This window comes from Ruegeria sp. BB9, from assembly GCF_056539345.1.
Map to the genome: position 1 here is coordinate 1 of NZ_JBQFUU010000004.1, position 15,121 is coordinate 15,121.

A 15,121-nucleotide genomic window follows, 5' to 3' on the forward strand; every position below is an offset into this window, starting at 1 on the left:
CAGATCGGTTTTTTCTTTTCCGGTTCGGACTGGGTCATGTCCAGGCTCCGTTTTGGCTGTCTTGTCTGGCCTTGGGTGTCAGGCCGGTGAAATTGGCTGAGGTTTCACCGGGCCAGAGCGGCCCCGCGAACGTGGAAAGGGCGGGCGAGGGGCCCGCCCTTTCCTGTGTTTGGTCCGAACCCGTCAGGTGACGTGGTTCGAGCGGTTGTAGACGTTGAACTTGCCGGTCGGCGCATAGAGCCCGTCGATGCGGCCGATCTCTTCCAGCGTCTTGGCGTCGAAGATCACGATCTGACCGTTGGGCTCCTTGGAGTCCGACAGGTTCCACTTGGAGACCCAGACCTCGGTGCCGTCGGCATTGAATTCAAAGTGAACGGCGGCACTGCCTTCGTCTTCGGTGATCTGGATGGTTTTCACGATCTCGCCGGTCTCTTTCGAGATGACCTGCACCGACTGCTGGATTTCCGGCTCGGGGTGTTTGGTCTGGTCAGCCCAGATGTAGTCCGAGTTCGGGTGGGTGCGGACAAACAGGCCGGGGCCGTCCGTCTCCACTTCGTAGCAGACCTTCCAAGCCTGATCCGGGTGGCCTTCGGGGTCGTTGCCCCAAACGGTCACGGTACCCACACCCAGGTGGGTCGTACCGGCGACGGGTCCACAGTTCGGATCGACCCAGTTTGCGCCCGGTCCGGGGTGCGGCAAGGCAGCGGTGTCGATCATCGCTTCCAGCTTGTGGGTTTCGGTATCGACGACCACCATTTTGTTCGACGCGTTCGCGGCGATCTGGAAATAGCGGCCTGTCGGGTCAAAGAACCCGTCATGCAGGAACTTGGCGCTGTCGATCTTATCGATGCGCAGGTTGTCGAGGTCTGTGTAATCGACCTGCCACAACTGGCCCAGTTCTTTCACGGCGACGATCCAAGTGGGTTCGTTCGGTGTCGTGTAGATCGCGGCCACGCGGCTCTCTTCGACATAGTCGCCGTCCACGTTCACGCCGCGGGTCGAAACGACCTTGAGCGGTTCCATGGTTTTGGCGTCAACGATCGCGAAGTGCGGCGGCCAGTAACCACCACCGATGACGTATTTGCCATCGCCGGAAACTGCGACGTCGCGGGCGTCATAGGCGATCTTGACCTCCGAGACCAACATCTTGTCCGGCGTCTGCCAGAGGTCGATTTTGGTCATCTTGCCGTCGCGACCCATGGTGTACCAGAAACGGCCCGGGTGTTCCGGTTCGGTCAGGCTGTGGTGTTCGGACGCTTTCAGAACGTGCACGGCATAGCCGGTGGGGATGTGGGTCAGCACCTCTTTGGTGTCGCCGTCGATTACGGCAACCTTGCCCACGTCACGTTCGATGACGACGAAGAAGTTCTCCCAGTTGCGACCGTGCAGCGGCTCGGTCGGATAGTCTGCCTCTTCGACATAGACCTTGCGGGTCGCCTTCATCTGTTCCAGCGACATTTCCGGCGGCTTGGGCGCGTCCATCATGATGTAGGTCGCCATGTCGCGAATCTGCTCCTCGGTCATGATGTCCGAGAAGTTGTTCATGCCGCCTTCGGTGCCCCACGCGATGATCTTTTCAAGGCGCTCCTGGCCCAGTTGCAGGGTGCCGCCTTCGGTCACGGTGCCGTCGGCTGCGGTTTTCTTCCAGTGCGGCTCGAGGTTCTTGCCGGTGGCGCCCTTGCGCAGCACGCCGTGGCAACCGGCACATTGTTCGAAGTAGAGCTGTTTCGAAGCCTCGAAGGCCTCGTCGCTCAGGGTTGGCTCTTCGGCGAATGTCGGAGCAGCGACGCTGCCCAACAACATGGCCAGACCGACCCTGAAGGCGCGGCCGGTGGTGTAATGGCTGATTCCAAGTGACATGATCACTCTCCGTTTGCTGGTGAGGCAGGCCGGACACTGCGCCGGGACGGGCGTCTTCTCCTTGACGAAAGTCAACGGAGGGGGTGTTCAGACGGAAATGGGGCCGAAAAAAGCCATGAAAATAAGTGCTTTTTGGGGTCATGTTTTCGCCGACGCTTGATTTTGGTTAAGGGGGGCGGGCCCGGCGGTTGCTAGTGCTTGGCCATCGAACAGTTTGGCCAAGGAGAGCAGGCATGTCATCGGCAATCACGCGCGTTATGGGTGAGGGGTTCCGGGTCTTTTTTCTGTTTGCAGGTCTTTACGGCGTGTTTGCCGGTTTGGCCTGGGGAGGGTGGCTGGCAACGCTGGCCGGGGTCGAAATGTGGACCGAGGCGCCCTATGCCATGAGCCCGCCGATGTGGCACGCGCACGAGATGGTTTTCGGCTATGCCAGTGCCGCACTGGGCGGGTTCTTTCTGACCGCCGTCCCCAACTGGACCGGCGCCCCCGAGGCGCGGCGCTTGTTTATTGCCGCTGCAGCGGCGCTGTGGTTGGTCGGGCGCGTGGCACTGTGGTTCTCGGGTGCGATCGACCCGGTGATTGTCGCGGTGCTCGACCTCGCCTTCGTGCCGGTTCTTGCCGCCAAGATCGCCACCCAGTTGATCCGGCGACCAAAACCGCAGAATATGATCTTTCTTCTGTTGCTGGCCTACATCTGGGTCTCAAACCTGTTGACCCATCTGGACTGGATCGGTGTGACAGCCGGAACCCTGGATGTCGGTCTGCGCACAGGTTTGCTGGCCTTGTGTTCCATGATCGCCATTCTGGGTGGTCGGATCACTCCGGCCTTTACGCGCAACGCAATGAAGCGCGCAGGCGTGCCCGAAGCTGAGTGGCCTGTCAGTCGCGATTGGATGGAAAAAAGCAATATGGTCTTGGCCCTGCTGCTGCCCGCTGCGATGCTGATCTTCGGGGCCGGGTACGCAGTCGCGATAATGGCACTGGTCCTCGGAGTGATACAGGGCTTGCGCCTGTCAGGTTGGCGGGGGGCTTGGGCGCTCCGGCAGCCGATCCTGTTTGCGCTGCATCTGGCCCTGGGGATGCTGGGCCTTGGCTTGGTTCTGTGGGGAATGAGCCTGTTGGGCCTCGGCAGCGAACTCGGTGCGCTGCATGTGTTGGGCATCGGCTGTGTGGGCGGGATGACCCTGGCGGTCATGAGCCGCGCTGCGCTTGGCCATAGCGGCAGGGCGCTGGTCGCCCCCGCTCCGGTGGTCGTCGCCTACGGAGCGATGGCTTTGGCTGCGATCTTGCGCTGGATTGGGTCCGGGTTGGACGCGCAATTTCTGACCACCATGCTGGTCGCCGACGGGCTGTGGATCAGCGCGATGGCGCTGTATGTGGTGGCGATGTGGCCGGCCTTGGTGGGTCCGCGTGCAGTACCGTCCTGAGAGGCTCAGGCCCGGTCGATCAATGGTCGCGCGTTTTTGACATGCCGATGGATCATGTGCCGCGCACGCTTGCCGGTTTCGGGAATGGGCCGAGCGGCGATCGGGACATGATCCGGGTCGTCAAGTTCGGGGAATATCTCGAAGATCTCGTCTCGGGCATCGCAGCCAATGCTTTTGAGAGCCTCGGGCCCGGTGTACAGGCTTTCCGACGGAGCCCCCTCGGCGGTCACGATTTCATGGCGGTCGAACAGAATGTGGTAGTACGTCACGCTGCTGGCAGTTTCATCGACATGAACGCCGGGAACGCCGACCAGCTTATGGGCGGGGATCAGCACTTCTTGGGCGTCGAACATGCGCACGGCAATCGCCGAGCGGACCAGCATCCGGTGCTGCGGAGAGACCCGCAGATCGCGCCGCGGTAGACCCGCCCCCAGCGCACCCGCAGACACGCAGACCGGCCGCAGCCGTGGCTTGGCTCGCAGCTCGGCCGACGTCAAGGTGCGCGAGCCGATCCAGCGAATCGGTTGCGGGCCGTGATCGAGCGTCAGAACCAGGTCGCCTTCCGCCAGATCTTCTATCGCCTTGGCGCCGGTGGGCGTATCGATCAGCGTACCGGCGGTAAAGCAGGGCACGTCGACGATCGCTGTAGGATCGGTGGTGTCCGGCGCGTTCGACGGGGTCACATTCGAACGAATGAAGGAATAGGCGGTACCGGGTACCAAAGGTTCGGACGTGATGTATCCTACAAGACTTCCTTCAACCTCGACCCGAAAAACATCGATCGTACCGCCGCCCGGTTTGGTCAGGGCGTAGGATTCTTCCAGATAGATAGCGCCGGAATCAAAGGTGGTTGATCCGTCAAGACTGGTGACAACGCCTGTCTGTGTCAGGTCATCGCCGACTTCGTTGTTGAAACGGTCGCCGTTAAAATCAGTTCCATTGTCCGGGTCCCCGTTCACGAGCGTTCCACCGGCCGCATCGGTTACGTCAAATACCCGGCGATCGGTGTTCGGATCGTAGCCTGAACTCAGAGTGATGGTCCCGGAGTTAAACCCGGTAAAACTAAGTGAAATCACCCCCGGCGCGTAGCCGATATAGGAATAGTTCGCCATCTTTTACTCGTTCACTCACTCATTCAAAGACACTGGAACCGCACAACACAGACCCGGCAACTCCATCTGACTTGGCACCCTGATAGACGCGGTTCAAGGCGATTTCGGGGCATTTCACGCTTATTTTAAGGGAATGTAGCCTATTGGCCGCGTGCCAGGGCAGAGTCTTGACTTTCGTTAAGGCGGCAAACCGCCCATCCCGCCATTGTCCCACTACCAGCAAAGCGGCGCAAAGGAGAGCGCAATGCGAGAAGTCATGACCAAGAGCATGGCCCGCAACATATTCTATGGCGGGTCACTGTTCTTCATCTTAATCTTTCTGGCCCTGTCGGCCCACTCACACCTCTACATCGTCAATTCGCCGAACTCGGCGAAGCTGGATGAAAGCGTGATCCGGGGCAAGCATGTCTGGGAAAAACACGCCTGCATCAACTGCCACTCGATCATGGGTGAGGGTGCCTATTTCGCCCCCGAGGTCGCCAACGTGATGACCCGCTGGGGCGTTCTGGACGACCCGGAATCGGCCTTTGAATCCCTCAAGGGCTGGATGGAGGCGCAACCCACCGGCATTCCCGGTCGCCGGCAGATGCCCCAATTCAACCTCAGCGACGAAGAGATCCGTGATCTGGCCAACTTCCTGATCTGGACGGACAATATCGACGCTCAGGACTGGCCCCCGAATGACGCGGGCTGAGAAGGGAACGGAGCAATGAAATACGAATCCCAAAAAGTGGCCTATGCCTATTTCGCATTCGCAATGGCCCTGTTCGCGATCCAGGTGATCGGCGGTCTGCTGGCCGGCTGGATCTATGTAGCCCCCAACTTTCTGAGCGAGCTTCTGCCGTTCAACATCGTGCGGATGCTGCACACCAACGCGCTGATCGTATGGCTGATCACCGGCTTTTTCGGCGCGGCCTATTTCCTGATCCCCGAAGAGGCCGAGCGCGAGATCCACTCGACCAAGCTGGCCTATATCCAGCTGGCGATCCTGATTCTGGGCACGCTGGGTGTGGTGCTGACCTATGTCTTCAACCTGTTCGAAGGCAACTGGCTGCTGGGCAAAGAGGGGCGCGAGTTCCTTGAGCAACCCAAATGGGTCAAGGCCGGCATCGTCGTGGCGGCGCTGATCTTCCTCTACAACGTGTCGTTGACCGTTCTTAAGGGCAAGAAGACCGCCATCACAAACATCCTGCTGCTGGGCCTGTGGGGTCTGGCTCTGCTGTTCCTGTTCGCCTTCTACAACCCGGGCAACCTGTCGCTGGACAAGCAGTACTGGTGGTATGTCGTCCACCTGTGGGTCGAAGGCGTGTGGGAGCTGATCATGGCCTCGATCCTGGCCTACCTGATGCTCAAGCTGACCGGTGTTGACCGCGAAGTGGTCGAGAAATGGCTTTATGTCATCGTCGCCGCCGCGCTGTTCTCGGGCATTCTGGGTACCGGGCACCACTATTACTGGATCGGTACGCCGGGCTACTGGCAGTGGATCGGGTCGATCTTCTCGAGCCTCGAGGTAATCCCGTTCTTCGCGATGATGGCCTTTGCCTTCGTCATGGTCTGGAAAGGCCGTCGGGACCATCCCAACAAGGCCGCACTGCTGTGGTCGCTGGGCTGTGCCACGCTGGCCTTTTTCGGCGCCGGTGTCTGGGGCTTCCTGCACACGTTGCACGGGGTGAACTATTACACCCACGGCACGCAGATCACCGCGGCTCACGGGCACCTGGCCTTCTACGGCGCCTATGTCTGCCTCAACCTGGCGATCTTCACCTATGCGATGCCGATCCTGAAAAACCGGGATCCGTACAACCAGGTGCTGAACATGGCCTCGTTCTGGCTGATGACCAGCGGCATGGTCTTCATGACCTTCGTGCTGACCTTCGCCGGTACCGTCCAGACGCACATGCAGCGCGTGGTGGGTGACTACTACATGGATGTGCAGGATCAGATCGCGATCTTCTACTGGATGCGCTTCGGCTCCGGTCTGGTCGCGGTCATCGGTGCGCTGCTGTTCATCTACTCGATCTGGGTTCCGCGCAAAGAGATCGTCGAACCAGGACCGGTCGAACGCGAGCGTCTGGAAAGCGATCCTGACCATGTGGCAGCGGAGTCATGAACATGGATGGATCGATGCAACTGGGAAAGGGGGCGGCAGACGCCCCCTTCTACCTGCCCCAAGGCGATGAATGCGACGTGTTCGCCGCCGCCTATACCAACAAGCTGCCGGTCCTGCTGAAAGGGCCGACAGGTTGCGGCAAGACCCGCTTCGTGGCCCATATGGCCGCCAGCCTTGGCCGGCCGCTCTATACCGTGGCCTGCCACGACGACCTGGCCGCCGCCGACCTGATCGGGCGTTACCTGCTGAAGGGCGGCGAGACGGTCTGGGTCGATGGTCCCTTGACCCGCGCGGTGCGGGAAGGCGCGATCTGTTACCTTGACGAGGTGGTCGAGGCGCGCAAGGACGTGACCGTAGTGTTGCACCCGCTGACCGACGATCGTCGCATCCTGCCGATCGACCGCACCGGAGAAGAGCTTGAGGCCGCGCCCGGCTTCATGCTGGTGGCGTCCTACAACCCCGGCTATCAGAACATTCTGAAAACCCTCAAACCCTCGACCCGGCAGCGGTTCATCTCGCTGGAATTCGACTTTCCCTCGCCTCAGATGGAGGCCGAGGTGGTCGCGCAGGAAAGCGGACTGCCGCTGGAACGCTGTAAGCCGCTGGTGCGGCTGGCGGGAAAACTGCGCGGGCTCAAGGGTCAGGACCTCGAGGAAGGCGTATCCACCCGCCTGGTCGTCTATGCCGCGACGCTGATCGCGCAGGGCATGTCCACCGACCGCGCCATCCTTGCCGCCATGATCGAACCTCTGACCGATGATGAGGATATCAAACGCGGGCTCCTCGATCTTGTCACCGCCGTCTTTGGGTGAGGCCGGCGATGGTCAGGATCGACTTTGAGCCATGGGAACCCGAAGAAACGATCGGGAAACTGTGGCACACCCTTGCCAGCCGCCTTGATGCACCAGAGGTGCACGAAGGAGCCGCGGTCGACCTGTCGCAGGTCGCGGGGCGGCTGGCCGTTCTTTTCCGGGGGCTGGGCGGCAGTCCGGGCGTCGAGCTGCGTCCGGTTTCGCCTGAGCTCTCGCGCCACCGGCTGAGCTGGCGGCGCAAGCTGGCCACCGAGGCCGAACTGATCCCACGCGCCAGTTTCGACGGCGAGGTCCTGCGCCTGCCCGACCGGCTGGCGGTGTTTCCCGCACGCGAGGCCAATGGCGCGCTGTATGTCTGGCTGGCGGCGGTGGCCGCCCATGCCGGAACCCGCATCGACGAGGACGATCCTTTGCGCGCCGATCTGCGCGCCCTGCAGGCGGCCCGCGCGATGGTCGCCGCAACGCTCGAGGACGCGCCGGGCCTGTGCCCGCTTTACACCGAACTATGCAAGGGCGTGCTGTATCAGCGCAATCTGCCCGGCCTGCCCCCGGCCGAGGCCGCCGTCGAAGACCTGATCCGCCGGATGCTGGGTGATCCGGCGCCCCTGTCCGCCCGCGCCCAGGCCTATGACGCCCTGGGCGACGACGTGGCCGCCCCGCGCGGGTACCAGCCGTTCCGCCCGGTGCCCCTGTGGCCCGAACTGCGCGCGGTCGCCTTTTCCGAACACACCGAGGTCGAAAGCCGCGACACCGACGGCCCACCCGAGGAATCGGGGGAAAAGACCCACCGCGCCCGCCGCCGCAAATCCGACCAGGCCGAGCGGCAGGACAGTCTGATCCTGCACAAGTTCGAGGCGATCCTCAGCTGGGCCGAATTCCTGAACCTCAACCGCCGGATCGACGATGACGACCCGGACAACGCGAAAAAGGCCGCCGACGATCAGGACGAAATCGGGCTGGGCCAGATATCGAAGGCGCCGCCGACGCGGCTGAAGCTGCATCTCGATCTCGCGCCCGAAGACGTGAACCGCGAGCGCCTTTCGGGGCGTGTGCTGTACCCGGAATGGGATGTGCGCACGGGGCAGTATCTGCCCGATCACGTCAACGTTCTGACTTCGGATGCCGAGATTCGCGTGGATGCCGCCGATTTCGGCAAGGACCCGGCCACCGCCCGCCGCATCCGCGCCGTCAAACGCCAGTTCGAGGCCCTGCGCCCGGGCCGCGTGATGACCCGCGGCCATCTGGACGGCGACCAGCTGGATATCGAGGCCGCCGTGCGCAGCGCCGTGGACCGCCGCGCCAATGGCGAGGGCAACGAGCGCGTCTGGATGCAATCCCGCCCCGAGGCGCGCGACCTGGCGGTGTCGATCCTGCTGGATGTCAGCCGCTCGACCGAAAGCGCGGTCGCGGGGCGTGCGGTGATTGACATCGAACGCGAGGCGCTGGCGGCGCTGGCCTGGGGTCTGAACGCCTGCGGCGACGATTTCGCCATCCACGCCTTCAGTTCACTGAAACGCCAGCGGGTCTATGTGCAGCGCTGCAAAAAGTTTAATGAGCCCATGACCGCCACCGTGGAACAGCGTATCGCGTCGCTGCGGCCGGGCCATTACACGCGGCTGGGGGCGGCGATCCGTCATGTCTCGGCCGATCTGGCGGCGCAGGCGCGCAAGCGCCGGCTGCTGCTGGTGATCACCGATGGCAAGCCCAATGATCTGGACCACTACGAGGGCCGCCACGGCATCGAAGACACCTGCATGGCCGTGCGCGAGGCGCGCCGGGCGGGGCAGTCGGTCTTTGGCGTCACCATCGACAAGACCGGCAAAAGCTGGTTCCCGCGCATGTTCGGGCAGGGCGGGTTCGCGGTGATCCCCGACCCCAACCGCCTGACCATGGCGCTGCCGCAGATCTATCGCCAACTGGTCGGCGCATGAGCGATGCGTCCCTGATCGACGAGCTGCCCGGCGAATTGCTGATGTGGGTTCTGATCGTTTCGGAACTGTTGGTGTTCGGGGCCGGGCTGACCGCCTTCATGGGCGTCCGCCTGACCGACCCGGCAGGCTTTGCCGAGGCGCAAGCCCATCTCTACCGCACCGGGGCCGCGCTCAATACGGGGGTTCTGGTCACCTCGGGCTTTCTGGTGGCGCGGGCCCTGCGCTGGCGACAGGCGGCACGCCGCGGCGCCGCAAGGCTGGCCCTGATCGGCGCGGCCCTGCTGGGTGTGGTATTCCTGATCATCAAGGGCGCGGAATATGGCGGCAAGGCCGCGCAGGGCATCAGCTACGAGACCCACCCGTTTTTCCTGTTCTACTACCTTCTCACCGGGTTTCACGCCGCGCATGTGCTGGCCGGGGTCGCCATTCTGCTGCTGGTCGCCTGGCGCGACGATCCCCGCAATATCGAGGCCGGCGGCCAGTTCTGGCACATGGTCGATCTGGTCTGGATCCTGCTGTTTCCGGTGATCTACCTGCTGGGGTGACGCGATGCCGAGTTTTTCCTTTGTCCGAGACACCCATGCGGATCGCCTGACCCGCGCCTGGGCCGGCCTGATCGCGCTCAGCCTGGTCTCGGCCCTGCTGACCCTCGTGCCCGTTGGGCCCCGGCTGGTCGGGGGCGGCATCCTGCTGCTGGCCTTGTTCAAGGCCCGCATCATCCTGGCGCGGTATCTCGACCTTGAATGCAGCCCGGCCTGGCTGCGGGGCTTCACGCTGGTGCTGAGCACCTTTGCGGCACTGATCTTCGCACTCTATCTGGTCTGAGGCAAAAAGAACCGCCGCGCACAGGGGCACGGCGGCTTGCCAGTTCAGGGACAGAAATCTATTGCGCGGCCATCGGCATCCGGGCGATCTGGCACCGCTGCCACAGCGCCGAGAGCGCGCCGACCAGATGGTCGATATCGGCATCGGTATGCACGGGCGAGGGCGTGATGCGCAGCCGCTCGGTGCCCTTGGGGACGGTGGGATAGTTGATTGGCTGGATGTAGATGCCGAACTCTTCCAACAGCGTGTCCGAGATGAACTTGCACTTGACCGGGTCGCCCACCATCACCGGGATGATGTGGCTGGGGTTGGGCAGATGCGGGATGCCCTCGGCGTCGAGCCGGGCGCGAACCTGGGCCACGCGTTCCTTCTGCAGGTCGCGTTCCGCATTTGATTGTTTCAGATGCCGGATCGAGGCCGCAGCCCCGGCGGCGATCGCCGGCGGCAGGGCGGTGGTGAAGATGAAGCCGCTGGCAAAGCTGCGGACGAAATCGCACAGCGCGGCCGAAGCGGCGATATAGCCGCCCACAACACCGAACGCCTTGCCCAGCGTGCCCTCGATCACGGTCAGGCGGTCCATCAGACCCTCGCGTTCGGCGATGCCGCCGCCGCGCGGGCCGTAGAGGCCGACGGCATGGACCTCGTCCAGATAGGTCATGGCGCCGAATTCATCGGCCAGGTCGCAGATTTCCTTGATCGGCGCGATGTCGCCATCCATCGAATAGACCGATTCAAAGGCGATCATCTTGGGCGCCTCGGGGTCGGCGGCGGCCAGCTTGGCGCGCAGGTCGTCCAGATCGTTGTGCTTCCAGATCACCTTCTGCGCCCGCGAATGGCGGATGCCCTCGATCATCGAGGCATGGTTCAGCGCGTCCGAGAACACGATCAGGCCGGGGATCTTCGCCGCCAGCGTCCCCAGCGCGGCCCAGTTCGAGACGTAGCCGGAGGTGAACAGCAGCGCCGCCTCTTTCCCGTGCAGGTCGGCCAGTTCCTGCTCCAGCAGGACGTGGTCATGAGTGGTGCCGGAAATGTTGCGGGTACCGCCCGCACCGGCGCCGCAACGGTCCAGCGCGTCATGCATCGCCGCCAGCACCGAGGGGTGCTGGCCCATGCCCAGATAGTCGTTCGAACACCAGATGCGGACGTCCCGTGCCGCCGCGCCATCAGTCTGGCGGGCATTGGGAAAGGCGCCGCATTTGCGCTGCAGGTCGATGAAGACACGATAGTTGCCCTCGGCCTTCAGGTCGCTGAGGCTCTGGCTGAAGAAACGCTCGTAATCCATGTCTCGATCTCCCCGGAAAACTGGCTGCTGGACCGAAAACTAGGGGTGCGCGCGCGTCGGGAACATGACAATAGTCAAGCGACGCCGGGAAAAGGGTGGTGCGCGGCGCGCGGGTTTGGCATAGGCTGGCGCAGGGATGAATGGGCCGGTTATTCGGCCGGACAAGAGGGGATGCCTTCGTGGCGCATGAAGCACAAAAAGCCATTGCGCGGCAGTCGCTGCTGCTCAAAAGCCTGCCGGATCAGCATGTCGAAACCCTGCTGAGCCATGCGATCTGGCGCCAGTATGACCGTGGCGAGACGATCTTTGTGCAGGAAGAAAGCGCCCAGGCTGTGCATGTCGTCCTGGCCGGATGGGTCAAGCTGTTCCGCATGTCGCCCACAGGGGCCGAGGCCGTGGTCAGCGTTTTCACCCGCGGCGAAAGTTTCGGCGAGGCGGTGGCGCTGCGCAACGTGCCCTATCCGGTTTCGGCCGAGGCGGTCTCGGCCTGCGAGATCATGCACATTCCCAGCCCGGTGCTGATTTCCTTGATGAAGACCGATCCCGAGATCGGGATCTCGATCCTGGCTTCGACCTTCACACATTTGCATTCGCTGGTGTCCCAGCTGGAACAGCTCAAGGCCCAGACCGGGGCGCAGCGGGTGGCCGAGTTCCTGCTGAACCTGTGTGACTGCGACGAAGGCGCCTGCGAAGTCGAGCTGCCCTATGACAAGATGCTGATCGCCGGGCGTCTGGGCATGAAGCCCGAAAGCCTGAGCCGTGCGTTTTCGCGGCTCAAGGCGGTGGGGGTGAAGATCAACCGCAACCATGCCGAAATCTCGGACATTCCGCAGCTGCGCGACTATGCCGACAGCGATCCGGCCGACAACTGGGGGCGCTGAACGCGCCCGTTCAAACCCGCAACCCGTCCTCTCCGAACGTCAGTGCATTGGCCGGATCATAGTCGATGCCGACCTGCGTCCCCGGGGACACCAGATGCTGACCAAAGGCCCGAACGGTAAAAGGCTTGTCGGTGCCGATATCGACCAACACGTTGGTATCTGCGCCAAGGTTTTCCACGTGAACGACTGTGCCCGACAGCGGACCCGACTGCCCAAGGCGAGCGTATTCAGGGCGAATGCCGATAAGTTGCCGGCCAGACCCACCGATCCGATCGGCGGGCACGAAATTCATCGCCGGAGACCCAATAAACTCGGCCACGAACCGGTTGGCGGGGTTGTTGTAGAGCTCCATCGGGCTGCCGATCTGTTCGACCCGGCCGTCCCGCAACACAACGATCTTGTCCGCCAAAGTCATCGCCTCGGTCTGGTCGTGGGTCACGTAGATCATGCTGGCGTCGATCTGGCGGTGCAGGTTTGCAATTTCGACCCGGGTGTTCAGGCGCAACGCGGCATCCAGATTGGACAACGGCTCGTCAAAAAGGAAAAGCTTCGGGTTCCGTACGATCGCGCGGCCGATCGCGACGCGCTGGCGCTGACCGCCGGACAACTCGGCCGGGCGACGTTCAAGATACGGATCCAGCGACAACATGCGGCTGGCTTCGGTGATGCGGCGCGCGATTTCGTTCTTGGGATGCCCGGCCTGTTTCAAGCCCAGTTCCATGTTCCCCCGAACAGTCAGATGCGGATACAGCGCATAAGACTGGAACACCATTGCGATGCCGCGCTTGGCAGGTGGGACCTCGTTGACGGTCTGGCCATCGATTTCCACCGTTCCCGAGGTCGCCTCTTCAAGCCCCGCGATTACGCGCAGCAGGGTGGACTTGCCGCAACCCGAGGGGCCAACAAAGACCACGAATTCGTTTTCCTCGACGGTCAGGTCGATGTTCTTCAGCACGTTTACCTGTCCGAAGGACTTGCACACATTGGTCAGTTTCAGGGCGGTCACGTCACGTCTCCTTCAGGTCGACCGGCTGGCCGGATCGAATGCTTTGGTCGGCGGCAAGGCAGATCCGCAGGGATTGCACCGCGTCATTCATGTGGCGGGTCAGGTCGATGTCCTGCGCGATGGCTTGCAGCATGTAGGCTTGTTCGGCGTCGCACAGTTCCTGGTGGCCAGGTTCGCCATCCATCTCGATCAGGGTGTCGCCGCTGGATTTGTGCACAAGAATGCCGCCCACCTTTGTGTGGCCGTCCACATCGTCGGATGCGCCCTTGTTGCCTTCGGTAATGGAAACCGCACCATTGGGTGAAACGATGTCCTTCACGAAGAACGCCGTTTCGGACATCATAGGACCCCAACCGGCCTCGTACCAACCAACCGAGCCATCTTCGAACACCACTTGGAACTGGCCGTAATTGTACATGTCGGGTGCGATTTCGTCCGACAGTCGCAGGCCCATGCCGTTGACCCGAACCGGCCGGGCATCGGTAATCTGGCACATGACGTCGACGTAATGCACACCGCAGTCCACGATGGGTGAGGTGGTTTGCATCAGCGCCTTGTGCGTCTCCCATGTCGGGCCGTCGGACTGCTGGTTCAGGTTCAGGCGAAAGACATAGGGGCCGCCCAGGTCACGCGCCTCGGATATCAACCGCATCCACGAGGGGTGATGCCGAAGGATGTAACCAACCACCAGCTTTCGGTTGGCGTCAGTGGCCTTCTCGACGACACGGCGTGCGTCTGCGACCGTGGTGGCCAGGGGTTTCTCGACAAATACATGCGCACCGGCGTCCATTGCGGCACAGGCATAGTCGGCATGGCTGTCGGAATAGGTGGCAATCACGGCCAGATCAGGGTTGGTGTCTGCAAGCGCCGTATGGAAATCGGTGAAGACCGGATACCCCTGCAAATCCGGGTGATCCACTGTCCCGGATCGGTTCACCAGACCCACGATCTGGGCGTCGGGATGGTGATGATGCGCCAGCGCATGGCTGAGGCCCATGTTGCCCAAACCTGCGATCAGAACCCGGATCATTTGACCGCCCCCGAAGTGATCCCGCGGATCAGTTGCCGCGAGAAGATGACATACAGAACCATGACCGGCAGGATCGCCATGCTGAGTGCCGAAAGCACCGCGTTCCAGTCGGTGACGAACTGACCGATGAAGACCTGGCTACCGAGGGTCAGGGTCTTGGTCTCTTCGGCCGGGGCCAGGATCAGCGGGAACCACAGGTCGTTCCAGATCGGGATCATGTTGAACACCGCCACGGTCGCCATCGCCGGACGCACCAGCGGCAGAACAAGGCGGAAGAAGATGGTGTATTCGCTCAGCCCGTCGATGCGGCCTGCATTCTTGAGGTCGTCGCTGACTTGGCGCATGAACTCGGACAGGATGAATACGGCCAGCGGCAGGCCCTGTGCGGTGTAGACGAGGATCAGCGCCATCAGCGTGTTGACCAGCCCGGTCGCCACCATCATGTCCAGGATCGCAACCGTGCCGATGCGGATCGGAATCATGATACCCAATGCAAGGTACAGGCCCATCAGCGTGTTGCCCTTGAACCGGTATTCGCTGAGCGCAAAAGCCGCCATTGCGCCGAACAGCAGGATCAGGAACAGCGACACGACGGTGACAATCATCGAATTCTGGAAATACAGGAAGAAGTCGCCCTGTTTCATCACCGTCTGGTATCCGATCATCGAGAACGAGTCGGCATCGGGCAGGGCCAGCGGTTCACGGAAGATCGCCTTGCGCGACTTGAAGCTGTTGATCACGATCACGAAGACCGGAAACAGGGCGATCAGCGTATAGAGGATCAGCGCGCCATGCATGGCAGCGATGTTGAAGGGGTTTCTGCGGGCTTTGTTCATGCTCTTCGG

14 protein-coding genes are annotated in these 15,121 nt (G+C 62.3%); 8 read left to right on the forward strand and 6 right to left on the reverse strand.

Annotated features, from left to right (window positions below):
* Positions 1 to 183: 183 nt before the first annotated feature.
* Positions 184 to 1,860 carry a cytochrome D1 domain-containing protein gene (locus ACR0FC_RS13895; protein ID WP_093963191.1) on the reverse strand — a complete coding sequence of 559 codons (1,677 nt, stop codon included), beginning with the start codon at positions 1,858 to 1,860 and terminating at the stop codon, positions 184 to 186.
* Between the two features lie 233 nt (positions 1,861 to 2,093).
* Between ACR0FC_RS13895 and ACR0FC_RS13900 the strand changes: the two genes are divergently transcribed.
* Complete coding sequence (locus ACR0FC_RS13900) at positions 2,094 to 3,287, forward strand: NnrS family protein (RefSeq protein ID WP_170341772.1); 1,194 nt, start codon at positions 2,094 to 2,096, stop codon at positions 3,285 to 3,287.
* Between the two features lie 5 nt (positions 3,288 to 3,292).
* Here the strand turns inward: ACR0FC_RS13900 and ACR0FC_RS13905 are convergent, their stop codons facing one another.
* Positions 3,293 to 4,399, reverse strand: a complete 1,107-nt coding sequence (locus ACR0FC_RS13905; protein ID WP_170341775.1) for a Hint domain-containing protein — start codon at positions 4,397 to 4,399, stop codon at positions 3,293 to 3,295.
* A gap of 244 nt (positions 4,400 to 4,643) precedes the next feature.
* Here ACR0FC_RS13905 and ACR0FC_RS13910 point away from each other — a divergent pair, with 244 nt between their 5' ends.
* Genes ACR0FC_RS13910 through ACR0FC_RS13935 form a run of 6 tightly spaced genes read left to right on the forward strand, consistent with a single transcriptional unit; the run spans position 4,644 to position 10,077 of the window.
* Positions 4,644 to 5,093, forward strand: a complete 450-nt coding sequence (locus ACR0FC_RS13910) for a c-type cytochrome (RefSeq protein WP_093963737.1) — start codon at positions 4,644 to 4,646, stop codon at positions 5,091 to 5,093.
* Positions 5,094 to 5,108: 15 nt separating this feature from the next.
* Complete coding sequence (locus ACR0FC_RS13915; protein ID WP_170341777.1) at positions 5,109 to 6,509, forward strand: cbb3-type cytochrome c oxidase subunit I; 1,401 nt, start codon at positions 5,109 to 5,111, stop codon at positions 6,507 to 6,509.
* Entirely contained in the window at positions 6,506 to 7,321 is an 816-nt protein-coding gene (locus ACR0FC_RS13920; RefSeq protein ID WP_093963187.1) for a CbbQ/NirQ/NorQ/GpvN family protein, read from the forward strand. Before ACR0FC_RS13915 ends, ACR0FC_RS13920 begins: the two co-directional genes overlap by 4 nt.
* Before the next feature lie 8 nt (positions 7,322 to 7,329).
* Positions 7,330 to 9,252 carry a nitric oxide reductase activation protein NorD gene (locus ACR0FC_RS13925; RefSeq protein ID WP_170341779.1) on the forward strand — a complete coding sequence of 641 codons (1,923 nt, stop codon included), beginning with the start codon at positions 7,330 to 7,332 and terminating at the stop codon, positions 9,250 to 9,252.
* The gene (locus ACR0FC_RS13930; protein WP_170341781.1) at positions 9,249 to 9,797 is read left to right on the forward strand and encodes a cytochrome c oxidase subunit 3; all 549 of its coding nucleotides are present in this window, start codon (positions 9,249 to 9,251) and stop codon (positions 9,795 to 9,797) included. Before ACR0FC_RS13925 ends, ACR0FC_RS13930 begins: the two co-directional genes overlap by 4 nt.
* A 4-nt stretch (positions 9,798 to 9,801) precedes the next feature.
* Complete coding sequence (locus ACR0FC_RS13935) at positions 9,802 to 10,077, forward strand: cytochrome C oxidase subunit IV family protein (RefSeq protein WP_170341783.1); 276 nt, start codon at positions 9,802 to 9,804, stop codon at positions 10,075 to 10,077.
* A 58-nt stretch (positions 10,078 to 10,135) separates the two neighbouring features.
* Here the strand turns inward: ACR0FC_RS13935 and hemA are convergent, their stop codons facing one another.
* Complete coding sequence (gene hemA, locus ACR0FC_RS13940) at positions 10,136 to 11,359, reverse strand: 5-aminolevulinate synthase (RefSeq protein ID WP_170341785.1); 1,224 nt, start codon at positions 11,357 to 11,359, stop codon at positions 10,136 to 10,138.
* Positions 11,360 to 11,538: 179 nt separating this feature from the next.
* On the opposite strand from hemA, the gene ACR0FC_RS13945 reads away from it, so the two are divergent.
* Positions 11,539 to 12,240, forward strand: a complete 702-nt coding sequence (locus tag ACR0FC_RS13945) for a Crp/Fnr family transcriptional regulator (RefSeq protein WP_093963736.1) — start codon at positions 11,539 to 11,541, stop codon at positions 12,238 to 12,240.
* Positions 12,241 to 12,250: 10 nt separating this feature from the next.
* Here ACR0FC_RS13945 and ACR0FC_RS13950 read toward each other — a convergent pair whose 3' ends face one another.
* Genes ACR0FC_RS13950 through ACR0FC_RS13960 form a run of 3 tightly spaced genes read right to left on the reverse strand, consistent with a single transcriptional unit; the run spans position 12,251 to position 15,112 of the window.
* Complete coding sequence (locus ACR0FC_RS13950) at positions 12,251 to 13,246, reverse strand: ABC transporter ATP-binding protein (RefSeq protein WP_170341787.1); 996 nt, start codon at positions 13,244 to 13,246, stop codon at positions 12,251 to 12,253.
* A gap of 1 nt (position 13,247) precedes the next feature.
* Positions 13,248 to 14,276 carry a Gfo/Idh/MocA family protein gene (locus tag ACR0FC_RS13955; protein WP_170341789.1) on the reverse strand — a complete coding sequence of 343 codons (1,029 nt, stop codon included), beginning with the start codon at positions 14,274 to 14,276 and terminating at the stop codon, positions 13,248 to 13,250.
* A complete protein-coding gene (locus tag ACR0FC_RS13960) occupies positions 14,273 to 15,112 on the reverse strand; it encodes a carbohydrate ABC transporter permease (protein WP_170341791.1) in 840 nt (279 codons plus the stop codon). Before ACR0FC_RS13960 ends, ACR0FC_RS13955 begins: the two co-directional genes overlap by 4 nt.
* Between the last annotated feature and the right edge of the window lie 9 nt (positions 15,113 to 15,121).